Origin of the sequence: Hymenobacter sp. BRD67, from assembly GCF_013256425.1 — a bacterium.
Classification (GTDB): Bacteria; Bacteroidota; Bacteroidia; order Cytophagales; family Hymenobacteraceae; genus Hymenobacter.
In genome coordinates, this window is sequence record NZ_CP053904.1 from 4,256,869 (window position 1) to 4,283,357 (window position 26,489).

Genomic DNA, 26,489 nt, shown 5'->3' on the forward strand with positions numbered 1-26,489 from the left:
CCCGGTGGCGTTCATGCTTAACTCCTTTTCCACCAATGGCTACTACCACTTCTTACCCCGCCACGTTCACCATCGGCGGCGACCTCACCGTAAAGCGCCTCGGCTACGGGGCCATGCGTATCACCGGCGACGGCATCTGGGGGCCGCCCCAGGACCACGCCGAATCTATCCGCGTCCTTAAGCGGGCCGTGGAGCTGGGCGTCGATTTTATCGACACCGCCGACAGCTACGGGCCCAACGTTTCGGAAGAGCTGATTGCCGAAGCGTTGCACCCCTACCAAAAGGGCCTCGTGATTGCCACCAAGGGTGGCTTGCTGCGCACCGGCCCCAACCAGTGGCCCGTCGATGCCAGCCCCAGACACCTTGAAGAAGTGCTGCACGGCAGCCTCAAGCGCCTAAAGCTCGACCAGATTGACTTGTACCAGCTGCACCGCGTCGACCCCAAGGTGCCGTTTGAGGATACCTTGCGCTTCCTGCAAAAGGCTCAAAAAGACGGCTTGATTAAACACATTGGCCTCTCGGAGGTCGATGTGGACCAGATTAAGAAGGCACAGGAGTTCGTCGAAATCGTGTCGGTGCAGAATATGTACAGCGTCGACAACCGCAAGTGGGAAGCCGTGCTTGACTACACCCGCGAGCAGCATATGGCCTTCATTCCGTGGTTTCCGCTGGCGGGCGGCAACGCCGAGGCCCTGGCTGCCCTCGACCACGTAGCCCAAAAGCACGGCGCTACTCAGCAGCAGATTGCTCTGAGCTGGCTCTTGCACCACTCGCCCAATATCCTGCTCATTCCCGGCACCTCAAAGGTGAAACACCTGGAAGAGAATATGAAAACCGCTGATATTCACCTGTCGGCCGAAGACATGGCGGCCCTCGATAAGATAAAGGCGGCGTAACGCCAATGCGCCCAGGCGCGTTAGAGAAAGCCGGGTAACATAGGGTTTGTTGAATAGATGAGGCGTTGGCCAAATATTCAATAAAAACTATGTTGCCCGGCTTCTGTCATTTCTTTTAGGCAAGCTACTATGCGTACGCTCCCAAAGTTTCTTAAAATGCCCCTGATGACGCTGGCACTGGGGATGAGCGCCTGCTCGGCCGAGCAGCTGACGCAGACGGACCAGAAGACAGGCGTCAATCTGGCGAGCTATAAGACGTACAATTTTATGGACGAAACGGCCCGCAACGACTCCGCTTTTCAGCATTCGGGCTCGGGTATTTTTGATTTGAAGCGGGCCGTGGCGCACGAGCTGGAAAGCAGGGGCTTTCGGCGGGCTGCCCAGCCCGACCTGTGGGTGAACATTGGCATTGTAACTCAGCAAAAAGACCAGACGCGGGAAACCGACTTCCGCACCGATGGCGCTCCGCAGTACATTGGCCAGCGCAACTACCACTGGCAGGCGCAGGAAGTTGTCACGGGCCAGTATCAGGAAGGCACCGCCACCATTGAGCTGGTAGATGCCGCCCGCAAAGAGCAGGTGTGGCAGGGCACTACCACCCGCGTGCTCTCGCGCAACACCAGCAAGTCGGCGCGACAGATTGACGAGGGCGTGGCCGAGGTGTTCAGGAAGTTTCCAGTACCGACACGCTAGTGGGTGTCGGTGCGGCCGATGAGCCGCAGGACGTCGTTGGTTGAAAACGACTGGCCGGTTTCGGAGGCGCGGCAAATAGCTTCGAGCGGCTACACGTCGCGCAGGCCCCTTTCACCGACGCGGGTGGGCTTGTTCGAGAGTACGCACCGGGCAAAATGGTCGAGCTGAGCGGCCTGCTGGTTGATGTTGGGCAGGTTGAGCAGCCCAACATTTTTGCTGGTGCGGACGGCCAGTCTGCTGTAGCCAAAAGCGGGTTCCAGCCAGCGCTGAAGAGCCCGCGCCGAGCGAGAGCCTACTCATCAGGTCAGTAGTCATGCGGAAAAGGAAAGGAGTGTTTCAGCATACCGCTAGCTTGGTGAGCAGGTTATGCCGGGCTTAGTTGGGCGGGTTGCGATAAGTATCAGCTATTAAAAAGAACGTCATGCTTCGACAAGCTCAGCATGACGTTCTTTTTTCATTATTGATTACGCGTATTCCGAGCGAAAACGCCTTTACTCGTCCTCCGGAAACTTGCCCATGTTGCCGCTCTCAAAGTCAGCAATGGCCTGCATCAGCTCCTCGTTGGTGTTCATCACGAACGGCCCGTAGGTAGCCAGCGGCTCTTCGATGGGCGCGCCGGCCAGCACCAGCACAAGGCTGTCTTCAGTGGCCGTGAGCTGCACATCGGGCGAGTTCCAGCCCAGCACTACGAGCTGCTGGGTGTGGGCGGGCCGGTCGCCGTTTACGAGTACCGCGCCGCGCACCACGTAGAGGCCCACGTTGTAGGCGGCGGGCAGGGTCAGCACAAAGTCATCGGCTTTCGCCAACTGCAAATCGAGCAGCGTGAGGGGCGAAAACGTACTGGCTGGCCCCGTCGCCCCGCCGTAGCTGCCCGCAATGACGCGGATGCTGCCCTGGCCGCCCGGCACCGGCACGCTTGGGATGCTGGCCGCGCGCAACTCCTGGTACTTGGGCGGCACCAGCTTATCGGCCTTGGGCATATTGACCCACAGCTGCAATAATTCGAGGGTGCCGCCGCGCCGGGCAAAGTCGCGGTCGTACATTTCGGCGTGGCGCAGGCCGACGCCGGCGGTCATCCACTGCACGTCGCCGGGGCCGATGATGCCATCGTGGCCAGCCGTGTCGCGGTGGGCGAGGTGGCCGTCGTACACGACCGTCACCGTCTCAAACCCCCGATGCGGATGGGGCGGCGAGCCCAGTGGCGTATCGGTGGGCGCAATCTGCATCGGCCCGATGTGGTCGATGAGCAGGTAGGGGCTCAGCTGCCGGATGCGCGGCCCCGGCATGGGACTGGTCACGTCGAAGCCGTCGCCAACGGCTTTTTTGTTGCCATCAATAACCTGGAAAACGCGGCGGAAGGAGGGAGCGGCCATAGCGGATAAAACTGCGGGGTAAGTGCAGGTTTTATAAGCCGGGGCGGGGCGAAAGGTTATGGACTTTAAAACAAGGCACTGTCTTTCACGTCGAAATCAGCACTATACCGAATGAGGTTATCAAATTCCTCAGCCAGGTTTAGAATCGTGGTGGTAGGAGCCGGAATGATAGGTCCGTAGCCCACATAGGCATACGCGCTTACCCGGTGGTCGCGCGTCAGAAATCCTTGCTCCTCGAATAGCAAAACGGTAGTCAGCAACTGCTCCCAGGCTTCTGTCAGGCGGGCCTCAATGCGGCGGTCATCAGCAGCTTCCCGGTCTTCCGCACGCAGTTTGAACTCCACAAAATAGACGTCATGGCTTTCGTAGAAAACGCAGTCGCAACGCTTGGTGCCTTGCATGATAAGGCACTTGTCGATGGCCACCAGATGCACGGGTCGCCCGGCCGCATTGTGCACCGTAAAATGTCGCTCCGGGTCAAAAGCCGCCTCCGCTACCCGACGCACAAAGCCTTCGCCGGGTGGGTCTTCGAAGTAAGAAACGGCTTCGGGATGGACCGTAATACAGCCTTTCTGGCGGCAATGGTCGAAGTGCTTTTCTAGTGCCTCCCGCATTACGCCACCTGTTTCTTCAGCCGCAACAGCTTGCGGAAGCTATCCGAAATATCGCCCGATACGCTATCCAGCTCATTGCCACCAATAAGGTGCGTGCGCTCGTCGGTGATGGGTTTCACCGTGCCATCGGCCACGTAGTAAGCGGCAAACTCGTCGGGGTTCAGCCAGCAGGCTTTAGGTACGATGGCGGCTATCTCGTCTTCCAGGTCGGGGCGCAGCTGGGCCACTTTATACGCCTCCAGCAGCAGGTTGCAGCTGGATAAAATGTAGGGGCTGTGCGTGGTTATCGTCAGGTCGTTTTCGCCCTTCGTGCATTTCTCCACCAGCCAGTTCAGCAGCCCTTGCTGGGCGGTGGGGTAGAGGTTCAACTCCGGCTCTTCGATGATAAAGCTTTGCGCCTGCTCGGTGTTGCGGCTCAGGTTCTCTAGCAACACTAATAGCGGCGTAACGGATTGGATGCCACTGGCAGCTTTAGTAAGGGATATTAACTCGCCCGAAGGTAATCGGATAGAATCCTTCCCATTTGAATGCTCATAGGCAAACGCTTCGTCCAAAATGGTAAGTGCTAGTATACCTACCATTAATCTGGCTTCTAAAAACCCCTGCGCGAAAAATAGCAGGGGGATAGGTAGGCCAATTTTGTCTTTAATTAAAATTGGCCACCCTTCTTCTAAAATCGACAAAAGGATACGTTCAGTTGGGATGTAACGAGGCTTACTTGAAGCAGCATTTTGTGAAAAAAAATTATCGACTTCTTGAAATTTTGTTTGAATAGCATTCTTCTCCTGAGAATAATAAGCGCTTTCATAAAGTCCGCTCTTCTGTGCCTCAGCTAATGCTTGGGCTTGTTTTTGAAATTCAGTTGCTTTACGCGCTAATTCTAAAATTTCTGCTCTTATCTCATCTTGAAATCCTAGCTCCCATTTACCATCTAAAAACCCGATACCTAAGTGCCTAACCTGCCAGTTTATTAAAGTAGAGTTTGCTACAAAATCAATTCCATATCCACGAAGGGTGCTTTCAACTCCATTACGCCCACTTGTGTAGAGTCGAGGTTCCCGAAACACCGCCGCCAGCTTCGCCAGCGTGCTTTTTCCCCCACCCGTCGGACCGATAAAAACCGTGACCCGCTTAAAGTCCACCGTGGCGTCTTTAATTGGTCCGAAGTTCTTGACAATCAGCTGCTCGTTCATGGCGGTAGAAAATAGAAGGGGGATAAAACTACAACGCGGCGGCCCCGTTGCCGGAACCGCCGCGTAAATATTCAAAAAATAACTTATTTGGGCAGCGTGGCGCGCACGGCTTTCACCTCAGCTACCTGCACGGCGCTGGCTTTGTTGCCGAAGTTATTGCGCACGTAGGTGAGCACGTCGGCTATCTGCTGGTCGGTGAGGTAGTTCTGGGCGGGCATGTGCTGCTTGTAGTCGTTGCCGTCGATTTCGATGGGCTCGGCCAGGCCGGCGAGCACGATGTGGGCCAGCTTGGCCTTGTCGCCGAGCACGTAGCTGGTTTTGCTGAGCGGCGGGTTCATGTTGGGTACCCCGCCGCCGTCGGCCATGTGGCAGGTAATGCACACGTTCTTGTACACCACCGCGCCGCGTGTGAGAGACGCGGCCATTGCCGGATTGGCTTTGGTGCTGGTTTTCTTCGGGGCCGGGCGGTGCTGGGCTTGCAGCGAGAGCACGCCGCCGGCCAAGGCTAGCGCCAGGAAAGCTTGCTTGAAAGTCATTATTTCTTAGCGTTATACACGATGCGGTAGATGGTGCCTTTCTGGTCGTCGCTCACGTAGAGTGAGCCGTCGGGGCCCTGAGCGAGGCCGCAGGGGCGGTGGTCGGCGCGGCCACTGGCAGTTTTCTCCACCGAGCCCGAGAAGTTGTCGGCAAATACTTCCCACTGGCCGCTGGGCTTGCCATCCTTAAACGGCTGGAACACTACGTAGTAGCCGGCCTGCGGCTCGGGCGCGCGGTTCCAGGAGCCGTGGAAGGCAATGAAGGCCCCGTTGCGGTACCGGGCCGGGAACATCGTGCCGGTGTAGAAGAGCAGGCCGTCGGGCGCCATGTGGCCAGGGTAGGCGGCGGCGGGGTCGATATAGTTGCCGGTGGCTTCCTTCTTGCCATCGCCGCCGTACTCAGGGCCCTGCATCTTCTTGTGTTGCAGCTGGTCGTAGTAGAGGTAGGGCCAGCCGGCATTATCGCCTTTCTTGAGAGCGTACAGGCACTCGGCGGGCAGCTGGGCCGATTGCTTTTCGGTGTAAAACTGGGGCCAGTTGTCGGAAAGCTGGTCGCGGCCGTGCTGCATCACGAAAAGCTGGTTATCCTGCGGATTCCAGTCGAGGCCCACCACGTTGCGCAGGCCGGTGGCGTAGCGGATGCCATCGGGGTAGCGCTGGTTGAGCTTATCGGCTTTGAACTGCCAGATGCCCCCGGCCGAGTCCAGAATGGGGCAGTTGGGGATGCCCTTCGAGCCCCGCGTACGGTCCTGCTCCTGGCAGGCATTGGCGTAGGCCCCGATGTTGACGTACAGGTTGTCGGCGTTGTCGAGCACGATGGATTTCGACTCGTGCTGGCTGCCCACTTTTAGGCCGCGCACCAGCAGCTCGGGCTTGGTAGGGTCGGTCACTTCGCCCTTGGCGTCGAGCTTGTAGCGGTACACGGCGTGGTCGGACGAGGCGTAGAGGTAGCCGTTTTTCTCATACATGCCCGTGCCGCCGTAGTCGCCGAAGCCGCTGACGGCGGTGGCTTTGCCATTGGCCTGCGGGTGCAGCTCCAGGATGCCCTTGCCATCCTTTACTTTATTCAGCTTTACATATATTATGCCCTGGGGCGTCACGGCAATGTGGCGGGCCCGGCCGCCGGTTTCGGCCACTTTGAGGGCGCCGAAGCCGGCGGGCAACTTCAGGCCGGCGTTGTCGGGGTCAGGAGCTACGGTGGGCGCGTTGGGATTGCTGGCCAGCAGGGCCAGGCTGCCGGCCAGAGCGGGCACGGCTAACAGGTAGCGAGGGAAAAAAGAGCGCATAAGGCGAGGAGATAACGGGTTGAAGAAAAGCTTGCAGTCAGCACTTCCCCCAACTGCAACTAGTGGGAGAAGGTTGGGCCTGACCCTACTTTTCGGTAAAAGTCAAGTAAAGGTGCGGCGGGTTGCGCCAGCGGGCAGGCTAATGGGCCGGCGGCTCGGGGGTGGTCAGCAGCTGCACGGGCTGGTGGCCCCCGGCGCGCACGCGCAGCCAGGCGGCCAGGCGCTGCTGCTCGGGGGCGGGGAGCGAGTGGCGCACCCGCAGGGCCACCACCACGGTGGTGTCGGCGCGCAGCGAGTCGGCGGCCGGCCGCACCAGGTAGCTCAGGCCCAGCTGGCGCACGGTGGGGTGCTCAGCCTGCACCTCGCGCAGCAGCGTGGCGGCGGCTGGCAGGCGGGGAGCCAGGGTATCGGACCGGCTGGCCAGCAGCTGTTGCAGCTGGGCCAGGCGGCCCTGGTAGGTTAGCAGGGTGTGCTCATTGCGGCTGCGCAGGTCTTCGAGCAGGCTGGAGCGCATGGCCTGCGCATCGGCCGAGTCGACGCGTGCCAGGCCCTGGCGCACCGTAAGCTGCACGCCTTGCAGGCAATAGGTGGCCAGCCGGGCACGGGCGGCGCGGAGCTGGCCAGGCGTGAGGTGCTGGCCGGCCAGCAGTACATTGATGGTGCGCGGGCCCGGCACGATGCGGCTCGTAACCACGTAGGTGCCGGGCCGATTCAGCTGCTCTTCCACAAAGCGCTCGGCGTTGTGGGTGAAAGTGTCATCACGCACAATGCCAACGGCCAGGTACACGCTGGGTGCGGCCGTGAGCAGGGCCAGGCCCCAGATGATGACCCGCACGCGCCGGGTGCGCCGCGGACTATCAAACGTGTGCCGGGGTAGCGGCAGAATGCGCACTACCAGGAAAGTGGAAAGGCTGATAAATACGCAGTTAATTGAAAATAAATACAGTGCGCCGCCCGCATAGGCCCAGTGCGCGTTGGCCAGCCCGTAGCCGACTGTGCATAGCGGCGGCATGAGCGCCGTGGCAATAGCCACGCCCGGAATCACGTTGCTGTGCTCACGCCGGGTAAGGCCTACCGCCCCGGCAGCTCCGCCAAACAAGGCGATGAGCACATCCCAGGTAGAGGGCTGGGTGCGGGCCAGCAGCTCGGAGCCGGCGTCGGTAAGGGGCGTGAGGCGAAAGTAAAGCGCCGACACCACCAGGCTCAGCACCGTGGCCGTGAGCAGGCTCTTGAGCCCGCGCCGAATCAGGGCCAGCTCCATGGTAGCCGCGCCGTAACCAATGCCCACGATGGGGCCCATGAGCGGCGAGATGAGCATGGCCCCGATGATGACGGCTGTCGAGTTCACGTTCAGCCCCACCGAAGCCACCAGTATGGCGAAAAGCAGCACCCACAGGTTAGTACCCTGAAACGGAATGCCTGTCTCCACATAAGCCCGAATCTCGTCCGGGTCGGCCATGTCTTCGGTCAGCAGAAAGCGCTTGTGCAGAAAGCGCAGCAGGGTAGCAAGCATATAAGAACGATGCCACGAGGCAGGTGAAAATGGGGGCTTGCGCGGGCCGCTGCTAGCTCCGGACTTCACAGCGGTGCTTCAGCACCAGCAACATGCGCTGCTGAATCTTGCTCGTAATGAAGCCCAAGCTGAGTACAGCCAGAAACGGTGCCCAGACCAGGTGCCACCGGTTGGAAGTGGCTTTGGGCGTGAAGTGGGTCGTAATGGCCCCAGGCCCAGGGAAATTACGGCCAGAAAGGCCAGGCTTAGGAGGGTAGTATCGAAGAGCTGGTAAATATGGCCTGGGTCAAATAGCCGGTGAGTAACCAGCGCATAAACCAGCCCCAGCCCAATGGCAAATAGAAGCGGGTAGCGCTGCCGTGAAATCATACCGTAGTTTTGGTGTCTAGTCTTGCCGCCTGCAAGGTAGTATTACTATGTCTACTGCTCAGCTTCCCACCATCCTCTTCCTGCACGGCTTTGCCGAAAGCCGCGAGGTCTGGACCGACTTTACCCGGCCGTTCCCGGCCGGCTACCGCCTGCTCACGCCCAACCTGCTGGGCCATGGCACCAACCGCGCCGCCGTGCCCGACTTCTCGATGGAGGCGCAGGCCCGCTACGTAGTCAATTACCTAGACCAGAAGGGCTGCCCCGGCCCGGTGCTGGTGGTGGGCCACAGCATGGGCGGCTACGTGGCCCTGGCCCTGGCCGAGCGCTACCCCGACCGCGTGGCCGGCCTGGCTCTCATCAACTCCACAGCCCACGCCGATACCGACGAGAAGCGCCAGAATCGCGAGAAAAACATCGGCTTTGTGGAGCGCCATGGCCTTGAAAAGTTTATGGACAGCTTCGTGCGTCCGCTCTTCGCGCCTGCCAACCGCGACCGCCTGCCCGAGGCGCAGGCCCTGCTCGAAGACATTGGCAAGGCTACGCCCGACGCTACCATTGCCGGGGCGCTGCGGGCCATGGCCGCGCGGCCCGACCGCACGGCAGTGCTGCGCACGACCCTATTTCCGGTGCTGCTGGTGGCCGGCAAGCACGACGTGGCCGTGCCGCTCGCCGACTCGATAGCCCAGGCGGCGCTGGCTCCCACGAGCGCCGGGCTTTTTCTGGAAGGCAGCGGCCACCAGGCTTATCTGGAGCAGCCCGAAGCCACCCGCCGGGCCGTGCTGGCGCTGGCAGAGGCGGTTTTCAAGATGTAAAGAAGGTGGTTTACTGAATCCTGAACGTAAAAGGCTGTACGTAGCCCACCCGCACCGGGCGGCCTTGCTGGCGGGGTGGCGTGAGGGCATTGGGTAGGGAGTTGAGCACGCGCAGTACTTCCGCATCTAAGGTGGGGCTGACGCTGCCCACAATACGTCGCTGCTCCAGTGCGCCGGTTTCGCTCACTTCGAAATAGGCATATACCACTCCCTGGCGGCCGTGCCGCAGGTCATCTACGGGGTAGCGCACCTGAGTTTGCACGTAATATCCAAGGTTGGGTATCAGCCGCCTCTGAACTTTCTGGCCCGGAAATGTGGGGTTTTCATCGCTGTAGTTGAGCGCTGTGGGCAGCGTAGCTTGGCCAAAAAGTAGGGGCAACGTCACGGTAATAGGAGCCGACTTGTTTTGGCCGGGTGCCCCGGTGACGAGCTGCCAGGTGGGGAGCTGCTGCACCAGTTGCCCGGCTAGCGCCTGTACTGCTGGCATAGAAATGAGGGCGAAGGCTGGCGAGCCGGCAGGCGGCATCAAAAAATAAGACTTTTGGGTATTCCCTTGGTTATCCAGCTCCAGGCGAAGAAAAACCTCGCCAGTCAGCGCCGGTCCGGCCTGCCGCTGTACTCGCGTGAGCAGAGCCTGTAACGAGTCGGGTCCACCTGGAAAGCGGGGGCCAGTGTAGGCTATCGCGGTGGGGTCGTTGCCTAATAGGGCCATAGTAGGTGCCGTTTGCGCACATGCGACAAAGGCCGTCAGCACCCAAAAAAAGATGGAAAAACAGGCTGGTACCTGCTGGCGAAGCTGCTGAATAAAAAAATGTCGCATAGCTGGCGAATAGTAGTGGCGCAATATACCTGAGCAGGTGCTGTGCAGCCGCGGGCTGGCTCGAATAAACCTGCCTGTACTACTCGTCTGGCTCCCCTCATTTTTGGAGAAGTGGGGCGAGGTTGCCCCACTGCACCGCATGCACGGACCCAGGAAATGTATTAATGTGCCGAATTAGCCTCGACTATACGCTACCTCGACAGTAACTTCGTATGGCCTTAACTATAAAACGAAGTTGACTGATTGATTTCTAATGCGTACTTATTTACTGACACTATCCTTACTGCTGGGCTTAAGCAAGGCAGCTGTTGCCCAGCTTGCTTCGATTACTCCTGTTAGCCCTGCTGCTCCGCTGGCCGGCGTGCCGGCCCTGCACGGCGACCACGGCAGCTTGTACCTCAACTGGAGCTACAACCGCGACTGGTACACCAAATCGGATATCCGCTTTAGGAATGATAAGTCGGATGACTACGACTTTACCTTTCACAACGCGGTAGCGCACGACCATCCCAGCATGAGCGACTTCTGGAAGCTCAACAACCTGACCGTGCCGCAGTACGACCTCACGGTGGGCTACATGTTTCACGATAAGCACGACCTGGGAATCGAGGTGAGCTGGAACCACCTCAAGTACGTGGTCGATGACAACCAGGTAATGCGCGCATCGGGCGAAATCCGGGGCTTTAAGTTCGACCGCGATACGCTCGTGACGCCCAACTTTGTGCACTTGCAGCACACGAACGGCAACAACTACCTGATGGTGAACCTGGTGAAGCGCCACGAGCTCACGGCCGGCCGCCACGTAACTCTCAGCGCCGTGGGGAAAGTAGGCGGTGGCCCCATGATATCATATACAATTTCTTCTATATTCACTAGCCACGCCGAGGGTCCTTTTCACTACGAAGGCTGGGTGGTCGGAGCCAGTGGCGGTCTGCGCCTGGAGTTCTACCGCTATTTTTTCCTGAATACCGACTTCCAGGGCGCGTTTGCCAATTACACCAACAGCTACATCGGGGCCGACCGGCTGGGCCGCGTTACGCACCATTTCGGCTCGGGCCAGCTCATCTACGGCTTCGGCTTCAACGTGCCGCTGTAATTAACCATTAAACCAGCCCGGCCAGCTTCTCAATGCCGGGACCCAGCACGAGCTTGTCGTCGGCGCCGAGCCAATCGGTGAGGATGCTGGCGTAGAGGCTGCGGAAATCGAGCTGGTAGCGCAGGTCGCCCTGGTCGAGGTCGGCGAGGCTGGCAGGCTGGTTGAGCAGGCCGGGCCTGCGCAGCGCGCCGCTCAGCAGAAACACGTTGTTGGCCGTGCCGTGGTCGGTGCCGTTGCTGGCGTTCTGGCTCACGCGCCGGCCAAACTCGCTGAAAACCATTACCAGGGTATTGTTCCACTCGCTGCTTTTCTGCAGGTCGGCGGCCAGGGCCGCGAGGCCGTCAGACAGCTCGCCCAGCAGCTGGGCCTGGCGGCCGTGCTGCCCCACATGGGTATCGAAGCCCGATAAGGCCAGGTAGTACACCCGCGACTCCACGCCCGAGCCGATAAGCTCGGCGGTGGTTTTCAGGTTGCGGCCAAAGTCGGTGTTCGGGTAAGTGGCCGTGCTGTTGTGGATTTTCGACTTCTCATATAAGTAGTCGGCCGACGAGGCGGTTTCGGCCAGCGTCTTATACAGGTAATCCAGCTCGGAGCCCGCCGGCGCGGCCGCTTTTTCCTGGCTTAGCCGGCTGAGGTAGCGGCTTTGGGTAAGCTGATGAAACTTGCCCGGATTCTTAAGCGCTAGGCCGTTGCGCTGCGCGCCCTTCAGCGCTAGGCTCAGCGTATCGTCGATTTCGAGGGCCTGGTAGGCGGGGGCGCCGCCGGCGCAGTTGCTGTCGAGGTAGCGGCCCAGCCAGCCGGTGCTCAGCAGCTGCTCCGAGCCCGAGCCGCTCTGCCAGATGTCCATCGAGCGAAAGTGCGAGCGGTCGGGGTTGGGGTAGCCCACGGCGTTGCAGATGGCCAGCTGCCCCTGGTCAAACAAGCCCTTCAGGCCCTTCATCGACTGGTGCAGGGCCAGCTCGTCGCTCACGGGTAGCAGGCCATCGGCTTCGCGGAGCGCCAGCGTGGGCCGCGCCTTGTAGTACAGGTCGTTGCGAAACGGCACCAGGGTATTCAGGCCATCATTGCCGCCGCCGAGCTGCACCACAATCAGGCGCTTGGCAGTCCCGCCCGGCGCATCGCGCAGCCGGGCCGCCAGCTGGTTCTCGGACCGGTCGAGGGCGTGCAAAAACTTGGGCACCAGCAGCAAGGTGCTGGCCAAAGCGGAAGATTGCAGAAACTGGCGGCGTTGCATATAAACCAGGGAATAAAGTTAGTTAAACAGATGCGTGCTACGCCAGCTGATACTCCGGCAGGCTCAGCAAGCTCAGCAGCGTATTGCGCAGGCGCTCTTCGGGTGTGGTGGCTTTAGCCGCGGCCTGCTGCACCAGGGCCAGATTTTCGGGGCGTAGGGGCGCTTGCAGCAGAAAATCGGCCAGCAGCTGCGGCTGGTTTTCAGTGGGTGCCCCGCCCAGCAGCTGCTGAATGGGGGCCAGCGGCAGGTGGGTAGTCTCGGTATTTTTCACCGTGCGCTCCCTGCCGGTGGTTTGGGGCGTGATGTCGTTCTCATCGTCTTTGAGGCGCACGGCAAACTCGGCATTTTTAAACAGAATGCTCGGCAGCTGCAGGCGCAGCAGCAGCGACGACGAGTCTATCCAGGCGCGGCCGCAGGGCCAGCCGGCCACGTTGGGCGGCATAAAGAGCGTCTGGCCCAGCGCTTTCTGGTAGCCCAGCAGCTGCTTGTCGTTGTCTACCTTCAGGTTGAGGGTGCGGCGCAGGCCCGCCACCAGCACCACCGGCGACTTAATAATGGTGGCCATAGCAGCCGGCTCGTAAAACCAGTCGGCCGAGAACATGCGCTCCAGCAGGTCGCCGATGTCGTAGTGGCTTTTGCGGAAAGCGACGGTCAGCGGCTCGATGTGGGCCGGGTTGGGCACGTCGTTCACGAAGAAGCGGTACAGCTTCGTCACAATAAAGGTGGCCGCCGCCGGCTGCTGCATAATGATGCGCAGCGCGTCTTCGCCCCCGAAATTGCCGGTTTGCCCCAGCAGCGTTTTGGGGCCGGCGTCGTGCTGGCGCTCCCGAAACGTGAAGCGGCTTTGCGCGTCGTAGCTCCAGCCGGTAAAGGCACGGGCCGCCTCTTTTACGTCGTTTTCGGTGTAGTTGCCCCGGCCCAGGGTAAAGAGCTCCATTACTTCGCGGGCGAAGTTTTCGTTGGGATGCTCCTTGCGGTTTTGCTGGTTATTCAGAAATTGCAGCATGGCCGGCTCCTGGCTCACGGCCAGCAACAGGTCGGGAAACTTACCCAGCGCCTTTTCCCGAATGGTATTGAGCAGGGCCAAGCTGTCGTCGGGGCGGCGGGTGCGGCAGGCAAAGTGCCCGTGCCAGAACAGCGCCACCTTCTCGCGAAGCTGGCCGGGCGAAGTCGCCATCTTATTCATCCAGGCCGTGCTCATGCCAATGAAAGCATCCCGGATGGCCTCATTTTGCAGCTTGCGCTGCTCGGGGTAAGGTCGGCGCGGCGCAGCTGCGGCAAGCCCTGGCGGCGCAGGGCCAGCGCCGAGCGCGGGCGCAGCGCGTCTACGGCCGCCGGGAGCGCGTCCATCCGGGCCGGGTTGAGGGTGCCCGGCTGCGCTGAGCTGGCGGGGGCAGGCGAAGCCGCTGCCGGCCCGGCCGCCGGGGTAGCCGGAGCCGCCGGTACGGCCATCACGGCCCCCTGCGGGTCGTTGTAAGAAAGTGCGGCGCTCGTGATGGGCTCGTAGGCGCGGGCCTCGTGCAGCAGCTGCCGCAGGGCCTTGCCGGTGCTGAGGCCGGCGGCCACATCCTGGGGGCGCGGCCCGAAGCCGGCCCGCCAATACAAATGCTGGAGCTGCTGTGCGTTCATGGCAGTTGGAGGCTAATCAGCGGCCAAGGTTTAATGGAGCAGCCAGCCGCCGTGGTACTAGCTGCAAAAAGCAATAAAACAGTTCCCAGGTTAGGGAGCGGGGCGGGCTGCTGGCTTTTGGTAAGCACGACTGGCGCGAACAACGAGCGGGGTGAGGTGGTCGGGTAAAGCAGGTCCAGCGCCTGCTCCATCGCGCCGCTACGGACCAAGTCCTCGCAACAGCTTGAGCGCACCCCAACCGCCCGGGTTTCTTAGCGGGCCTACGGCTGGGAATTGAACGGTAGAATCGCCGGGTTGGGCGATGAATTCAGAGCCTATTTTAAGATAAAATATTAATAGTTAAGCAATTAATCAAAAGTAGGCAAATTGCTGCCGAAGGCCTTGGCATAGCCCTTGCCTTTGGAAGGGCAGACGCGTTCTTCCCTTTTAATCCTTTCAATTCCTTTTGCCATGAAAGCCTCCCTCTTTTCCTGCATTGCGACTGCGGCCCTGCTGACGACGACGCTCTGCGCTTCGGCCGCCCCACCTTTGACCACGGGCGCTACGGCCAGGGCGAGGGCTACCGCTCGGAGCGGGGCTACGAGCACCCCCGTTATGAAGAGCGGGCCCGCTACGAGGGGGCGTATCGCCACGCCGACTACGACCAGCGCTTCCGCCGCGATTACGACGCGCGCCCAGCTTATCGCTTCTACGACTACCGCTAAGCATAGTGCTTCCCGGCCCAGACCGCTCAGCCCCGCTTTTCTCTGGAAAGGCGGGGCTCTTGCCTTCTAGCCAAGAGATAGTTCCGTCCGTTTTTTCGGCCCTCAGCACTAAACTACCTCACCTCCGACACCTTGCTTAGCTACCCGGTAAGTTGGTTATAGCATCTAGCTATTCCGTCTGCCAGCTACTCATCTCGCCGGTATAGACCAAGCGCCTATGCGGCCCGGCTTACTCAGCCCACTACAAAAGACCTCCGACTAGCCCTATTTTGGGGAGCAAGTCAAGAGCCGGTTTGTCTAGCAAGCATCTGGCATGTGAAGGCAGTACCCAATCGAATGGACCTGTTCACTGAGAAAGTACAAGGAGTGTATCTCGTCTAACTCCTTGTCTTCTCTTAAACTAGCAAAGGCTGTCGAGAAGGCACCCAGTTTGAGCCCAGTCAACGCCTCTCCGTTTCTACTGGCCCACTGGGCCTAGCTTCTTCATGCGATACGGCGGAGCTTACGTCGCGTTTACCTTTGCTGGCGGAGCCGGCGCGCCCTTCCAACTTCTTTCGTATGCAAAAACAGTACTTTGCGTTGGTTGCGAGCGGGCTTGTGTTAGCTTGCCCAGCCCTAGCCCAGGACCTGACCACTGCTGGGGCTACGCTCACGGTGCAGCCAGGAGCGACGCTTTATGTGGGCACGGGCGGGCTGAGTAACCAGGCCGGCGGTACGCTCACCAACCAGGGCACGCTGCGCATGGACGTTCCCCTGACCAACCCCGGCACGCTCGACCTGAACTCGGGCACGCTGGAAGTGCGCAGCGACCTGGCCAACACGGGCTCCCTGGTGCCGGGCACCGGCAGCGTGACCTTCAGTGGGATGGCCAACCAACTGCTCACCCCGGCGGGGCCTCGCTCTACCAGGTCGTGGTCAACAAGCCTACGTCTGGGGCCAATACCCTGCTGCCCAACGGAGCCAGCGTGAGCGGGGAAACGACGGGCCGCTACGTGTTGGGCGTGCTGCAAGTCACCCGCAACGCGGTAAGTGGTACCACGCCCGTCGGCCACGGGGTGGTGCTCAATCCGCAGGGCAATAGCCTGGGCGCGGTCAGCATCACTTGTAGGGCGGGCCTGCGAACTCCCGATGTAAGCTACGGCCAGAACGTGGGCGGTACTAATAAGGGTATCAACCGGATTTGGACTGTGGCCCTCACCACCCAGCCCACCACGGCGGTGCAGCTAAGCCTGAGCAGGCTGGCCGATAACACCAATGGCCTGAGCGACCTGACGACGGCGCGGGCCTGGCAGCAGCCCGCCGTGGGCCAGCCCCGGCGCACGGCCGGACCGGTCGCCGATGCCAGCAGCAGCCTGAGCGTGAGCGCCACGCCCACGGTGCTCAATCGCTCCACGGTGAGCAAATCGGCCAATCCGCTGCCCTTCACCCTCACCCCTCACCGACTTCACGGCCCAGGCCCAAGGCAAAGTGCCGCTGGCCGGCCTGGCCAGCAGGGCTTATCTGCTGCGCTACATCACGGACACGGCCAGCTTTATCACCCGCTTTGTGGTGGAGTAGGGCCGGGGCACCACTTTTCATTTGCTTTTTATCCCTGCGTATGACCACCTTCTTTTCCCTGCGACGACTCTTGCTGTCGGCCCTACTGCTGGGCACCCTGACCGCCCGCGGCCAGGGGGTGGGCATCGGCACCACCGCCCCTGATGGCTCGGCCCGGCTCGACGTCACCTCCACCACTCAGGGGCTGCTGCCCCCGCGCCTGACGGCAGCCCAGCGGGCGGCCATCGCCAGCCCCGCCGCCGGCCTGCTCGTGTTTCAGACTGACGGTACCCCAGGCATCTACTACTATACCGGCGTGGCCTGGGTGAATCTGACCACCGGTCGGGTACCGGATGCTACGGGCTCAACGGTGCCGGCCAATGGGACGGTGGTGAGCACGCTGGCCGGCTCGGGCGGCTCGGGCAGCGCCGACGGCACGGGCACGGCAGCCAGCTTCAACAACCCCATCGGGGTGGCCGTGGACGCGGCTGGCACGGTGTACGTGGCGGACCAGCGCAACCAGCTGATTCGCAAAATCACGGCCGCGGGGGTCGTAAGTACGCTAGCCGGCACGGCCAACTTCCCGGGCAGCGCTAACGGCACTGGCACAGCCGCAAGTTTCAACAGCCCCGCCGGGGTGGCCGTGGACGCGGGTGGTACGGTGTACGTGGTGGACCAGCATAATAACCTGATTCGCAAAATCACGGGGGCCGGGGTAGTGAGCACGCTGGCCGGGACAGGCACGGCGGGCAGCGCCAACGGCACGGGCACGGCCGCCAGTTTTAACTACCCCGCCGGGGTGGCCGTGGACGCGGGTGGTACGGTGTACGTGGCGGACCAGCGCAATAACCTAATTCGCAAAATCACGGCCGCGGGGTGGTGAGCACACTGGCGGCCGGCTTCAACAGCCCGGCTGGCGTGGCCGTGGACGCGGGCGGCACGGTGTACGTGGCGGACCAGAATAATAACCTAATTCGCAAAATCACGGCGGCCGGGGTCGTAAGCACACTGGCGGCCGGCTTCAACGGCCCCGCCGGGGTGGCTGTAGACGCGGGCGGCGCGGTGTACGTAGCGGACCAGTTCAACCAGCTGATTCGCAAAATCACGGCGGCGGGGGTGGTGAGCACGCTGGCCGGGACAGGCACGCCGGGCAACGCCAACGGCACGGGCACGGCCGCCAGCTTCAGCTACCCTACCGGGGTGGCTGTGGACGCAGGTGGTACGGTGTACGTGGCCGACTTTTTCAACAACCTGATTCGGGTCATCAAATAGGGAGGGAGCCGCGTAAAGGTGGCCAGCAGTAGGGCTACTCGTTCGATTGTTGGAAAAGACAACCCCCGACTGGCCAAACGTTGGCGCTACAAGGTTTTTTGGACCGCGGCCCTGGCCTAACCGGGGAAGCCGCGCGACGCCGGCCACCGCCCCTGAACGTGGGGTTCTCCTTCTAACGGGATACTGTTGGCGAATTGGTCTTGGAGTAAAAAAGCTATTTTCGGAGGCGCCTTAATCGCTTCTGCTCTGCACCCCAACCCAGCACGCCTGTTTCGACCCAAACGCGCCAGGTAGCACAGGCGGCTTTTCCGCGCGGCAATTGCTACCTGCAACTGCGCGATACCCTGGGCACCCTATATGACGATGCCCTCTTTGCCGACTTATTTCCGCAACGGGGCAAGCGGCCCAGGCTCCCTGGTAGTTAGGGCTGGTGACGCTGCTGCAATTCGCCGAAAATCTCTCCGACCGCCAAGCGGCCGATACCTTGCGCAGTCGCCTTGACTGGAAGTATCTGCTGGGCTTGGAGTTGACCGATGCCGGGTTTGATTTTAGCATTTTGGGATGGTCTAGTTGAGCAGCAGCTACTGTGTTAAAAAGCAGCAGCCAGAGAGAAAGCAGGGGGCGCATCGGCTAAAAGGGAATCTGCACGGCCACCGTGTTGAGCGGACCAGGCTTTACCTCTTCATAACCTTGCGATGAACTGCCGGTAGCTTGGTCTATGATGCCCCACGCGACAGATGTCTTAACTCCCATAGCTTGAGTGGGACGAATTAGGACAGTGTCTTTAGGATTATAAAGCAACAAACCCCAGAACCTGAATAGATTTCTATAGTAATATAATACATTTTTGAGGTATTCCTAAGCTGGAGCTTAAACCAAGCTGGGGCATAAGTCGGGATAATAATGCCATTATTCCTACGCCCAGCCGTGAGGCTGGGAACCAGGCCTCAGTCGGTAATATAGCCAGGGGGCGCAGAGGCTATAGGCAAGATTTTTAGGCCTAACCACTTAGTAGTAAGTAAAATGCACCTGGTGAATTTAGGCTTTAGAAATGAGTTGTCTCATGACAGTATTTAAATAAATTATATATTATCCGTGCTATTCATTGGCCGTTACAGCCGGGCGCCCACCACCACGGTTTTCTTATACTCGCGCCGCTCGCCACCGCTTGGTCCGAATAATTCAATAAATACTATATAATATCCGATGGCTGCTTTGCGGCCGCGCTCATCCAGGCCGTCCCATTGCACAAAGCCGGTGGTGGGCAGGCTTTCGTTGCGCAGTAGCCGGCGCGTGAGCTGGCCCAGGGCATCGTACACCGTTACGGAGCCCACGTAGCCGGGCTGGTCGAGCTGGTAGTTGAGGGTGGTAAAATCCTGCTGGCCATCGTCGTCGGGCGTAAACAGCTCGGGCACCAGGCTCAGCTCCTGGCCGTTGCCCACCGCATCCTGGGCCTGCGAGTTGGGGCGGCCGGGCGTGGCCGAGCCCGCCGCACTGGCCGCCGAGTGGAAGTTGCCGGCCAGGCTCGGCCCGGCGGCCCGAATGCGTTCCAGCGACACCCCCGCCTGGGTACTCAGCAGGCTGAGATGCTGGCTTTTGTTGTACTCATAGTGGTCGAGCTCAGTGCCGCGCTGGTCGTACACCGATATAGTGCCGGCGCTATTATCCAGGGCCGGAAAGCCACTTACGGCCAGCAGCGCCGCCGCGTCGCTGCTCGTGGGGTACTGCGCTTGCAGAATATCGGGGCCGAAGTGAGCGCCACCAGCTGGCCGGGCGCCAGCACGTAGGGCACGGGGGGGCTGATAATGGCCGTGCCCGTACCGCTGGTCTTTTGATGCGAAAGCTGATAGCCTTGCAGGCTGACGTAGCGCAGCGAGCGGTTGAGCAGCTCCACAAAGTACACGCCGCCGGGCGCGTGGTTGAATAATACCTCATTTAGGACGATATCGCCGGGCTGTGCGGCCTCGGGCAGCGCCACGTTGGTAGCGCGGAGCGGCCCGCTGGCGTTGCCGGCGCAGTCGGTGGCACGGGCTACGGTCAGGGTCAGGGGCTGGCTGGGTTGCAGGGCAGGGCTCACCGCCAGGTCAACGGCCCGGAAATCGGGGCCAAGGGGCGCAGCCCGGCTCACAACCGGTACTGTGCTGGCGCTGCCCTGCACGGCGTAGAGGGCCGGATTGGCAGCAGCGGCACTGTCCAGCTTCTCGCCAAAATACACCCGGATGGTGCTGGCCGTGAGCGCTACGGCGCGCAGCAGCGTGGGAGGTGTGCGGTCGGGGTTGGCGGTGGCTACGCTGTTGCGGCGGCCGGGCGTGCCGCCGCTGGCATCCTGGCTGGCCTGCCAGTTTTCGGCCCCGCCGCAGTAGTTGGCGGGGTCGAGCATTTCGAGCGACCACCCGCCGGCGGCCTTGCGCTGGTCGCGGTACCAGGTATCAGCATAGGCTACTTCAAACAGGGTAGTGCCGTCGCGGCCGCGCAGCACCAACTGGTCGCCGGCATTGGTGAGCGAGGGGAAGTTGGTCGGCCCATACACCTTGCCATACGATGCAAACTGCGCGGTGCGCGTCGAGCCGCACACCACGGCGTACTGGCCAGGCAGCAGCCGGGCGGTATCGGGCAGCACGGCGGCCGTGCTGCTGCCGGGCTTCAGCAGGCGCACCCCGCGCAGGCTCAGTACTTTGCCGGGTGTATTATTATAAAGCTCCACAAACTCCGACGCGGGCAGGCCCACCACCGGCGTTTCGCGGGCCATTATCTCGGTAATGAGCAGCTCGCCCGGCTTTGGGGCCACCGGCACGCCCGCAAAAGTTGCCGGTAGCGGGCCCGCCGCGAGGTTGCCGTACAGGTCGGCTACCTGCCGAACTTGCAGCTGGTTAGTGCTGGAAAAATCTGTCGCGAAAGTCAGCCGCACTACGGCCGGGTTGAGCGCCGATACCTGGGCCGTGGCCGGTACTGCGCCCGTAGCCAGCCGGTAATGCGCCGGCTGGCTGGCGGCCGCAGAATCTACGGCTTCGTTAAAAACCGCGTCTACGGTGCGGGCATCCACGGCGACGGCCCGCACCAGCAGCGGCGCCGTGGTATCGGTTACAAAAAAATCGTCGAAGTAAAAATTCCTGCCATTGGCCGACGAGTACAGCAGCGACACGCCCACCGTGGCGCTGCGCTGGTACGTGTTGTCGGTGGCCGGCGAATTGGGCTCGGCCCCGAAGCTGCGGCCGCCGCTCAGGTCGCGGGCCAGCGTCCATTGCCCTTGCACCGACCGGGTTACGCGCACCCGCACCAGGTTGTTGGTGGTGCTGAGGCTGCCGCTTTGCCCGTCGATAAGCACCACGGCTGTGCGGGCCGAGTCTTTGCGAAACAGGCTGACCTTGCCCCGGTACCGCCCAGCCGCACGAAGTAGCCTTTGGTGGCCGGGCTCCGGAGGTCGGCCTGCGAGGCCAGCAGCCACACATCGGCCAGGTTGCCCGACGAGGTGACCAGCTTCAGATTGGCCCAGAATTCCCAGGTAGTGCCGGTGCTGGCCTGGCACGGCGTCACGAGCTGGAGCTGGGTGCCCGTTACGGCCGGGCCGTTGCTTTGCAGGGTCTGGCTGGTCACCACAAAGCTGCCCACGTCGCCGCTCCAGGCCGGGTTGTGGGTGAAATTACCATCGGCAAACGTCTCGACGAGCTGGGCGTGGCCGGCTTGCGGCAATAAGGTAAATAGGCTAAGTACTAGAGTGTAAAGCTGCTTCATTAAAAAATAGTCGAATTAGATTTTAGCGCCTAAATAACGAATTTATTCCGACATTTGCCCGTTAGCGGCCGGCGCGCAGCTGCCCGACTAACGAGCCGCTTTACTGCTACCCTCATGAAGATTGCTGTTGTGGGTGCCACCGGCCTGGTGGGCACCGAAATGCTGAAAGTGCTGGCCGAGCGCCGCTTTCCCGTAACCGAGCTGCTGCCCGTAGCTTCGGCTAAATCGGTGGGCCAGCTGGTTCATTTTCAAGGCAAAGACTACCCCGTGGTGAGCATGGAAGCGGCCATCGCGGCCCGGCCGGCCATTGCCATCTTCTCGGCCGGCGGCAGCGTGTCGCTGGAGTTTGCGCCCCGGTTTGCGGAGGTAGGTACCGTGGTGGTCGATAACTCTTCGGCCTGGCGCATGGACCCCACCAAGAAGCTGGTAGTGCCCGAAGTAAATGCGGCGGTGCTTACCAAGGAAGATAAAATTATTGCCAATCCCAACTGCTCAACGATTCAGCTGGTAGTGGCGCTCAACGACTTGCACAAAAAATACCAGGTCGAGCGCATCGTCGTCAGCACTTATCAGAGTGTAACCGGCACCGGCAAAAAAGCCGTCGACCAGCTCCTGCAAGAGCGGGCGGGCGAGCCCGTGACCAGCCCCGCTTACCCGCACGCCATCGACCTGAACGTGCTGCCCCATATCGATGTGTTTCAGCCCAACGGCTACACCAAAGAGGAGCTGAAAATGGTGAATGAGACGAAGAAAATCATGGGCGACGACAGCATCCGCGTCACCGCCACCTGCGTGCGCGTGCCCGTGATGGGCGGCCACTCCGAGTCGGTGAATATAGAGTTTGCGCAGGATTTTGACCTCGCCGAAGTGCGCGATATCCTGGGTCGCACTGCGGGCGTGGAGGTGGTAGACGACCCCGCGCAAAACGTGTACCCCATGCCCAAAGACAGCCACGGCCGCGACGCCGTGCTGGTGGGCCGCCTGCGCCGCGACGAAACCCAGCCCAACACCCTCAATATGTGGGTGGTAGCTGATAACCTCCGCAAAGGGGCCGCTACCAACGCCGTACAGATTGCCGAGTACCTAGTGGCCAAAGGACTGGTGTAGCGCTGAAATCCCAGCATTATGGAGAGAATAGCGAAGCATTATGGTCGCGCCGTTTGTGCGAGTCGAGGCTTCGCTATTCTCTCTATGCTACGTCTTTCATCCTTCAGCCTGTCAGCTTATTGCGTGGCCAATAGTGAGTGCGGTGTTTACAAGGCAGTGCGAGGCTACCGCAGCCCATACAGAGCCCGTACGCTCGCGCACCCATAAAAAAAGTAGTCCCATCAACCCGTAATAAGCCGCATCGGGAAATGGAAAGTGCAACAGCGATTGCCACCACCAAGCATGCGTTAGTGTCTGCCAGCCGTTGCCCAGAAGAGAAACAGACCAAAATCTGATGCCATGACCCAGCGCAAATAATAGTACTCCTACCAGTCCGCCCCAGCTAGTGCGGGTGCCTGGCAGCGGTATTGTGTGGGGAAACACTCGGCCAAGCAAGCCAAGTAATATTCCGCGGTAAAACAGTTCTTCTTCCAGTCCCGGAACGATGGCATAGAATAGCTGCTCGTGCCACCAGAGCGGCGCGAAGGCATGCCGCGAAAAATAGGCGTCGGCAAAAAGGACAAGTAATACCAACCCCACAACGGGCACTACCACACGTAGCGAGGCCCGCGATGGCCCGCGTAAACCGGTTTCGTCAGCTGTTACCCAACCCGCCAGTAAACATAAAATAGAAACCAGAAGGGCAACTACCTTAGTAGTCCAGTTGATGGGATGGTAAAGAAGATTTACGTTTGGGGTAGTAATACCAAGTAGTGCAACTAGCACCTGCCACGGCGGCAGCACAAGCGCACACATGTGCAGCATACTAGCCAGTACGGCCAGCGAAAGTAACCGGGGTGCTGTGATTAGCCTTGTTATGCACAATATGAGGCATAAAATGCCCCAAAAACTGCCCCAGAGTAGAAGAGTAAAATAATACGACACAGGTTAAAGCTTAGGCTTTCGAGTGCGTAGCGCGCTCCTCTGCAATAAGCGCCAAACGCTCTAAATCAACTCTATTGTGTGCATAGGTATGTATCGTAATTACGAAGCCGTTTAGCAAGGCCATCTATTCTATCCTGACCGTCATGCTGAGCTTGTCGAAGAATGACGGCTTTTTGATTTCGTTATTACAAATATATTTAAATAATGTAACACTACACTGTAAACACCACACATTGTTTTGAGTATCTTTGCCATGGGTAATACCGCTGGTTGCGAGATTATTGCAGGAGGAGAGTATTACGCTATTTTATTTCTTCATCTTCTGCATGGCGCTTCTTTACAATTACGCCCAACTTATAGCCAAGAATTTGGCTGCTTTTAGAACCCGCTTCGTCCTGGGTGCCAGCCTGTGGCTGCTTGCCTGGGCTGGCGCACTTCCCGGCGCGGCTATCGCAAGGGTGGAGGCCAGCGTGCCCACCGGCCCCCATGCCCTTGCGGCAGCCGCGCGCCCGGCCCGCCTGACCGCCAGTGCCGGTCCGCTAACGCTGGCGGGTAGTAATACGACTGCTACTACCAGCCCGGTGAGCAGCAATAGCCCTACCAGTGTGGCGGTTGTCGGTAATTATGCCTACGTGCTTAATAGTAAGGGCGGTACCAATGGGGGAGCCATCCTGACTTTCAATATCAGTAATCCGGCCGCGCCGGCGCTCGCTTCCGTTACGGCGCTACCAGATAATACCTACCCGCACTACCTGGCGGCGGCCGGCAACCTGGTTACGGTATTAAACCTGAACGAGCAGTACGGACGCAATGGCGTGCAGGTATCGACTTTGGTGACGTATGATGCCACTACACCGACCACCGCGCTGCCACAACTCAGCAGCATTGGCATTCCGGGTAATAATGTGGCGGGGTTGGGGATGACCGGTACTACGGCCTACACGCTGAGCGATAACTTCGGCGGTGGCGCCGGGACGGTAGCCGTGGTAGACCTGAGCGCCCCCGCCAGCCCCGTACTCAGGCAAAATTCGAGTACCGGACACTATACCCCCACTGCCTTTGCCGTGAATGGGAGTGTCGCCCTCGCAACCAGCAACAGCTACGCGCCGGTAAACGTGATGACCCTGACGCCAACCACGGCCCCCAAGCGTGGGGAAGTATTGGTTGGCACGGATATTTATCCGAATAGCAACCGGGCCGTAGCAGTGGGCAGCACGCTGGGCGTAGTGCTGAACTTCAATACGCCATCGGCTCCCCTGCTCCAGGTACTGAATATCAGTACCCCGACGCCCGTGCTGAAAGGCAGCCTGACGCTGGATGCCTCGGCCGGAGTGCTGACGATGGTAGACGACCACTTCGGCTACGTTCTCAACCAAGGCTCCGTCAATACACTTCAGGTGCTGGATTTCAGCAATCCCAACGCGCCGTTTTCGGTGGGTAGCATCAGCACGAGCGCCACGCCGGCGGGCCTTACTGTCGTCGGTAACTATGCTTACGTGACGTGTAACGACAATATGCTGCGCATCTTTAAGCTGGCGCTGGCCCCGGCTCTTACCGCCATCAGCCCCGGCGCCGAGCTGCCGGGCGCTACCATAACGCTCACCGGCACCAACTTCGCGGCTACTAGCAGCGTGTCGTTTGGGGGCGTGGCGGCCACCAGCGTGGTCTTCAACTCCAGCACTTCGCTCACGGTAACCGTGCCGGGTAGTCTGGCCGCGGGTAGCAGCAGCGTAGTTGTTGGGACAAGTAGCGGCGTGAGCGCGAGTGCGCCGGCTTTTACGGTGCTGAATGTGTATACCCCCAGCTTGCTGGCTACCTGCGCGTCGGTAGTACCCGCCACGGCCAGTACCAACGATGGGCAGTGGCATTATCTGCTTGCCGCATCGGGGGAGGTAGTGCTGGCCTATAGCTATACCGGCGCTTCGCTCGGCAATCTGGCCGTCGATATGCTGGCTGCTGACCCAGCCGCGCCCGTACGCCAGGATGCTAAGGGCCGTAAGTATCTGGACCGCAACTTTCACCTCACGGCCAGTGGCGGGCGCTTCGATGGCCGCACGGTAGCGCTGCGATTCTTCGGGCTGAACAGTGAGTTTGCCCGCCTGCAGGCTGCCGACCCCACCGTAACGCTGGCAGGCCTTCATGCCACCCAATACAGCGGCCCCAATGAAGATTGTGACCTGAGCAATGATAGCTCCACGGGCGAGTTTCGGGCCCTGTCCGCTGCGGCGAGCATACCCAGCGGTGCCCCTGGTTTGTGGCCAATGTAACGGTAGCCGACCATTTTTCCGAGTTTTACCTGACTGGCAGCAGCTCCCCGCTTCCTGTGGAGCTGGCCAGCTTTACGGCTACCATCCAACGTGCTGCCACCGTGCAGCTAAGCTGGACAACGGCTACCGAGCTGAACAATGACTATTTTGTGGTGGAGCGCAGCCGCGATGGCCAGCTATTCAGCCAGATTGGCCAGGTAGCTGGTGCCGGCAGCAGTGCCTCGCCTCATACCTACGCCCTGGCCGATGCCGCCTTGCCTGCCGGTAGCCCCGTAATCTATTATCGTTTGCGGCAGGTAGATATCGGGGGTAACGTAGCTTATTCACCGGTGCGGGCCGTCGAGCCCGGCTCCTGGCCGGGCGGGTTGCAAGTATCACCAAACCCCGCGGCCGCGCAGCTTACCGTTACCGGCATCGCAGCGCAGGCCGCAGTTGAGGTCTATAACGTGACGGGCCAGCTCGTGCAGCGCGCATCGGCCGATGCCAGCGGCACCGGCCAGGTGTCGCTGCCGGCCGGGTTGCCGGCCGGCGTGTACCTGGTGCGCAGCGGCACGCAGGCTCAGCGAATAGTTGTAGAGTAAGCCGGGGTATTTTTTGCATGCTGCCCGCCATCACGCATGGGTAGAGCAGAGAGTATCTACAACGCCTTCATTCACGGCTCGCCAGGCCGCACGTACACCGCAAGGCCAGGGTGAAGCTGTTTGCTTGCTGCCGTAGCCCGCCGTCCCGCCTAAGGCGGAAGCCGGGTCAGTGTACAGGTTTTGTTCTTGCGTTCGCCTCACGAGCCCCCTTTGGCGCCGGCCCCCTACGCCGCTTGATGCGCGGAATGAAAAGGAGAGGGGAGCTAGTCTGGCAAAATATGTGCACTGACCACGAATCTGCG

The 26,489-nt window shown here is 60.6% G+C and carries 26 protein-coding genes and 1 pseudogene; 13 read left to right on the forward strand and 14 right to left on the reverse strand.

The annotated features are described in order from the left end of the window. Positions 1-35 precede the first annotated feature (35 nt). Both GKZ67_RS19900 and GKZ67_RS19905 read left to right on the forward strand, forming a co-directional pair. Complete coding sequence (locus tag GKZ67_RS19900) at positions 36-896, forward strand: aldo/keto reductase (RefSeq protein ID WP_173246001.1); 861 nt, start codon at positions 36-38, stop codon at positions 894-896. A 129-nt stretch (positions 897-1,025) separates the two neighbouring features. After that, entirely contained in the window at positions 1,026-1,589 is a 564-nt protein-coding gene (locus tag GKZ67_RS19905; RefSeq protein ID WP_173246004.1) for a DUF4136 domain-containing protein, read from the forward strand. Between the two features lie 491 nt (positions 1,590-2,080). On the opposite strand, the gene GKZ67_RS19910 is transcribed toward GKZ67_RS19905, so the two are convergent. The 6 genes from GKZ67_RS19910 to GKZ67_RS19935 form a co-directional block, all read right to left on the reverse strand. Further along, on the reverse strand, positions 2,081-2,962 hold the full coding sequence (locus tag GKZ67_RS19910) for a pirin family protein (protein ID WP_173246006.1): 882 nt from the start codon (positions 2,960-2,962) through the stop codon (positions 2,081-2,083). A 65-nt stretch (positions 2,963-3,027) separates the two neighbouring features. Beyond that, a complete protein-coding gene (locus tag GKZ67_RS19915; RefSeq protein ID WP_173246011.1) occupies positions 3,028-3,576 on the reverse strand; it encodes a hypothetical protein in 549 nt (182 codons plus the stop codon). Next, positions 3,576-4,769, reverse strand: a complete 1,194-nt coding sequence (locus GKZ67_RS19920; RefSeq protein WP_173247047.1) for an AAA family ATPase — start codon at positions 4,767-4,769, stop codon at positions 3,576-3,578. The genes GKZ67_RS19915 and GKZ67_RS19920 overlap by 1 nt, the downstream gene beginning before the upstream one ends. An 83-nt stretch (positions 4,770-4,852) precedes the next feature. Next, positions 4,853-5,305, reverse strand: a complete 453-nt coding sequence (locus GKZ67_RS19925; protein WP_173246014.1) for a c-type cytochrome — start codon at positions 5,303-5,305, stop codon at positions 4,853-4,855. Further along, positions 5,305-6,591 (reverse strand): PQQ-dependent sugar dehydrogenase, encoded by a 1,287-nt coding sequence (locus GKZ67_RS19930; protein ID WP_173246017.1) that lies wholly within the window; start codon positions 6,589-6,591, stop codon positions 5,305-5,307. The genes GKZ67_RS19925 and GKZ67_RS19930 overlap by 1 nt, the downstream gene beginning before the upstream one ends. Positions 6,592-6,730: 139 nt before the next feature. After that, complete coding sequence (locus GKZ67_RS19935; RefSeq protein ID WP_173246018.1) at positions 6,731-8,104, reverse strand: DUF389 domain-containing protein; 1,374 nt, start codon at positions 8,102-8,104, stop codon at positions 6,731-6,733. A 416-nt stretch (positions 8,105-8,520) separates the two neighbouring features. Here GKZ67_RS19935 and GKZ67_RS19940 point away from each other — a divergent pair, with 416 nt between their 5' ends. Continuing rightward, the gene (locus tag GKZ67_RS19940; RefSeq protein ID WP_173246021.1) at positions 8,521-9,285 is read left to right on the forward strand and encodes an alpha/beta fold hydrolase; all 765 of its coding nucleotides are present in this window, start codon (positions 8,521-8,523) and stop codon (positions 9,283-9,285) included. Positions 9,286-9,295: 10 nt separating this feature from the next. On the opposite strand, the gene GKZ67_RS19945 is transcribed toward GKZ67_RS19940, so the two are convergent. Further along, entirely contained in the window at positions 9,296-9,997 is a 702-nt protein-coding gene (locus GKZ67_RS19945; protein WP_173246024.1) for an energy transducer TonB, read from the reverse strand. Between the two features lie 361 nt (positions 9,998-10,358). Here GKZ67_RS19945 and GKZ67_RS19950 point away from each other — a divergent pair, with 361 nt between their 5' ends. Continuing rightward, complete coding sequence (locus GKZ67_RS19950) at positions 10,359-11,201, forward strand: hypothetical protein (protein ID WP_254244962.1); 843 nt, start codon at positions 10,359-10,361, stop codon at positions 11,199-11,201. A 7-nt stretch (positions 11,202-11,208) separates the two neighbouring features. Here the strand turns inward: GKZ67_RS19950 and GKZ67_RS19955 are convergent, their stop codons facing one another. Genes GKZ67_RS19955 through GKZ67_RS23990 form a run of 3 tightly spaced genes read right to left on the reverse strand, consistent with a single transcriptional unit; the run spans position 11,209 to position 14,064 of the window. Next, entirely contained in the window at positions 11,209-12,435 is a 1,227-nt protein-coding gene (locus tag GKZ67_RS19955) for a DUF1501 domain-containing protein (protein ID WP_173246027.1), read from the reverse strand. Positions 12,436-12,472: 37 nt separating this feature from the next. Then, positions 12,473-13,672 (reverse strand): DUF1800 family protein, encoded by a 1,200-nt coding sequence (locus tag GKZ67_RS19960; protein WP_254245289.1) that lies wholly within the window; start codon positions 13,670-13,672, stop codon positions 12,473-12,475. Next, complete coding sequence (locus tag GKZ67_RS23990; protein WP_254245308.1) at positions 13,633-14,064, reverse strand: hypothetical protein; 432 nt, start codon at positions 14,062-14,064, stop codon at positions 13,633-13,635. Before GKZ67_RS23990 ends, GKZ67_RS19960 begins: the two co-directional genes overlap by 40 nt. 450 nt (positions 14,065-14,514) lie before the next feature. On the opposite strand from GKZ67_RS23990, the gene GKZ67_RS19965 reads away from it, so the two are divergent. The 6 genes and pseudogenes from GKZ67_RS19965 to GKZ67_RS19990 all read left to right on the forward strand — a co-directional run. Continuing rightward, positions 14,515-14,838, forward strand: coding sequence for a hypothetical protein (locus GKZ67_RS19965; protein WP_173246033.1), 324 nt, complete (start codon positions 14,515-14,517; stop codon positions 14,836-14,838). 488 nt (positions 14,839-15,326) lie between these two features. Beyond that, positions 15,327-15,737: a hypothetical protein gene (locus GKZ67_RS19970; protein ID WP_173246036.1), complete on the forward strand. Its 411-nt coding sequence runs from the start codon at positions 15,327-15,329 to the stop codon at positions 15,735-15,737. Then, positions 15,680-16,369: a hypothetical protein gene (locus GKZ67_RS19975; RefSeq protein WP_173246038.1), complete on the forward strand. Its 690-nt coding sequence runs from the start codon at positions 15,680-15,682 to the stop codon at positions 16,367-16,369. Before GKZ67_RS19970 ends, GKZ67_RS19975 begins: the two co-directional genes overlap by 58 nt. Continuing rightward, the gene (locus GKZ67_RS19980; RefSeq protein WP_173246040.1) at positions 16,366-17,187 is read left to right on the forward strand and encodes a hypothetical protein; all 822 of its coding nucleotides are present in this window, start codon (positions 16,366-16,368) and stop codon (positions 17,185-17,187) included. Before GKZ67_RS19975 ends, GKZ67_RS19980 begins: the two co-directional genes overlap by 4 nt. Then, positions 17,181-17,576, forward strand: a complete 396-nt coding sequence (locus GKZ67_RS19985) for a hypothetical protein (RefSeq protein ID WP_173246042.1) — start codon at positions 17,181-17,183, stop codon at positions 17,574-17,576. Before GKZ67_RS19980 ends, GKZ67_RS19985 begins: the two co-directional genes overlap by 7 nt. Positions 17,577-17,857: 281 nt before the next feature. Beyond that, positions 17,858-18,135: pseudogene (locus tag GKZ67_RS19990) on the forward strand (transposase); the annotation flags it as partial. A 553-nt stretch (positions 18,136-18,688) separates the two neighbouring features. Here GKZ67_RS19990 and GKZ67_RS19995 read toward each other — a convergent pair. Genes GKZ67_RS19995 through GKZ67_RS20005 form a run of 3 tightly spaced genes read right to left on the reverse strand, consistent with a single transcriptional unit; the run spans position 18,689 to position 21,266 of the window. Further along, positions 18,689-19,219: a hypothetical protein gene (locus GKZ67_RS19995; RefSeq protein ID WP_173246044.1), complete on the reverse strand. Its 531-nt coding sequence runs from the start codon at positions 19,217-19,219 to the stop codon at positions 18,689-18,691. A 41-nt stretch (positions 19,220-19,260) separates the two neighbouring features. Then, positions 19,261-20,904: a lamin tail domain-containing protein gene (locus GKZ67_RS20000; RefSeq protein WP_173246045.1), complete on the reverse strand. Its 1,644-nt coding sequence runs from the start codon at positions 20,902-20,904 to the stop codon at positions 19,261-19,263. Further along, positions 20,838-21,266 carry a hypothetical protein gene (locus GKZ67_RS20005; protein WP_173246048.1) on the reverse strand — a complete coding sequence of 143 codons (429 nt, stop codon included), beginning with the start codon at positions 21,264-21,266 and terminating at the stop codon, positions 20,838-20,840. The genes GKZ67_RS20000 and GKZ67_RS20005 overlap by 67 nt, the downstream gene beginning before the upstream one ends. A 156-nt stretch (positions 21,267-21,422) precedes the next feature. Between GKZ67_RS20005 and GKZ67_RS20010 the strand changes: the two genes are divergently transcribed. Further along, complete coding sequence (locus GKZ67_RS20010) at positions 21,423-22,415, forward strand: aspartate-semialdehyde dehydrogenase (RefSeq protein ID WP_173246051.1); 993 nt, start codon at positions 21,423-21,425, stop codon at positions 22,413-22,415. 111 nt (positions 22,416-22,526) lie between these two features. Here GKZ67_RS20010 and GKZ67_RS20015 read toward each other — a convergent pair whose 3' ends face one another. Continuing rightward, complete coding sequence (locus GKZ67_RS20015; RefSeq protein ID WP_173246054.1) at positions 22,527-23,219, reverse strand: CPBP family intramembrane glutamic endopeptidase; 693 nt, start codon at positions 23,217-23,219, stop codon at positions 22,527-22,529. A gap of 488 nt (positions 23,220-23,707) precedes the next feature. On the opposite strand from GKZ67_RS20015, the gene GKZ67_RS20020 reads away from it, so the two are divergent. Then, on the forward strand, positions 23,708-25,606 hold the full coding sequence (locus tag GKZ67_RS20020) for an IPT/TIG domain-containing protein (protein ID WP_173246059.1): 1,899 nt from the start codon (positions 23,708-23,710) through the stop codon (positions 25,604-25,606). Beyond that, a complete protein-coding gene (locus tag GKZ67_RS20025; protein ID WP_173246060.1) occupies positions 25,594-26,187 on the forward strand; it encodes a T9SS type A sorting domain-containing protein in 594 nt (197 codons plus the stop codon). The genes GKZ67_RS20020 and GKZ67_RS20025 overlap by 13 nt, the downstream gene beginning before the upstream one ends. The last annotated feature ends 302 nt before the right edge of the window (positions 26,188-26,489 follow it).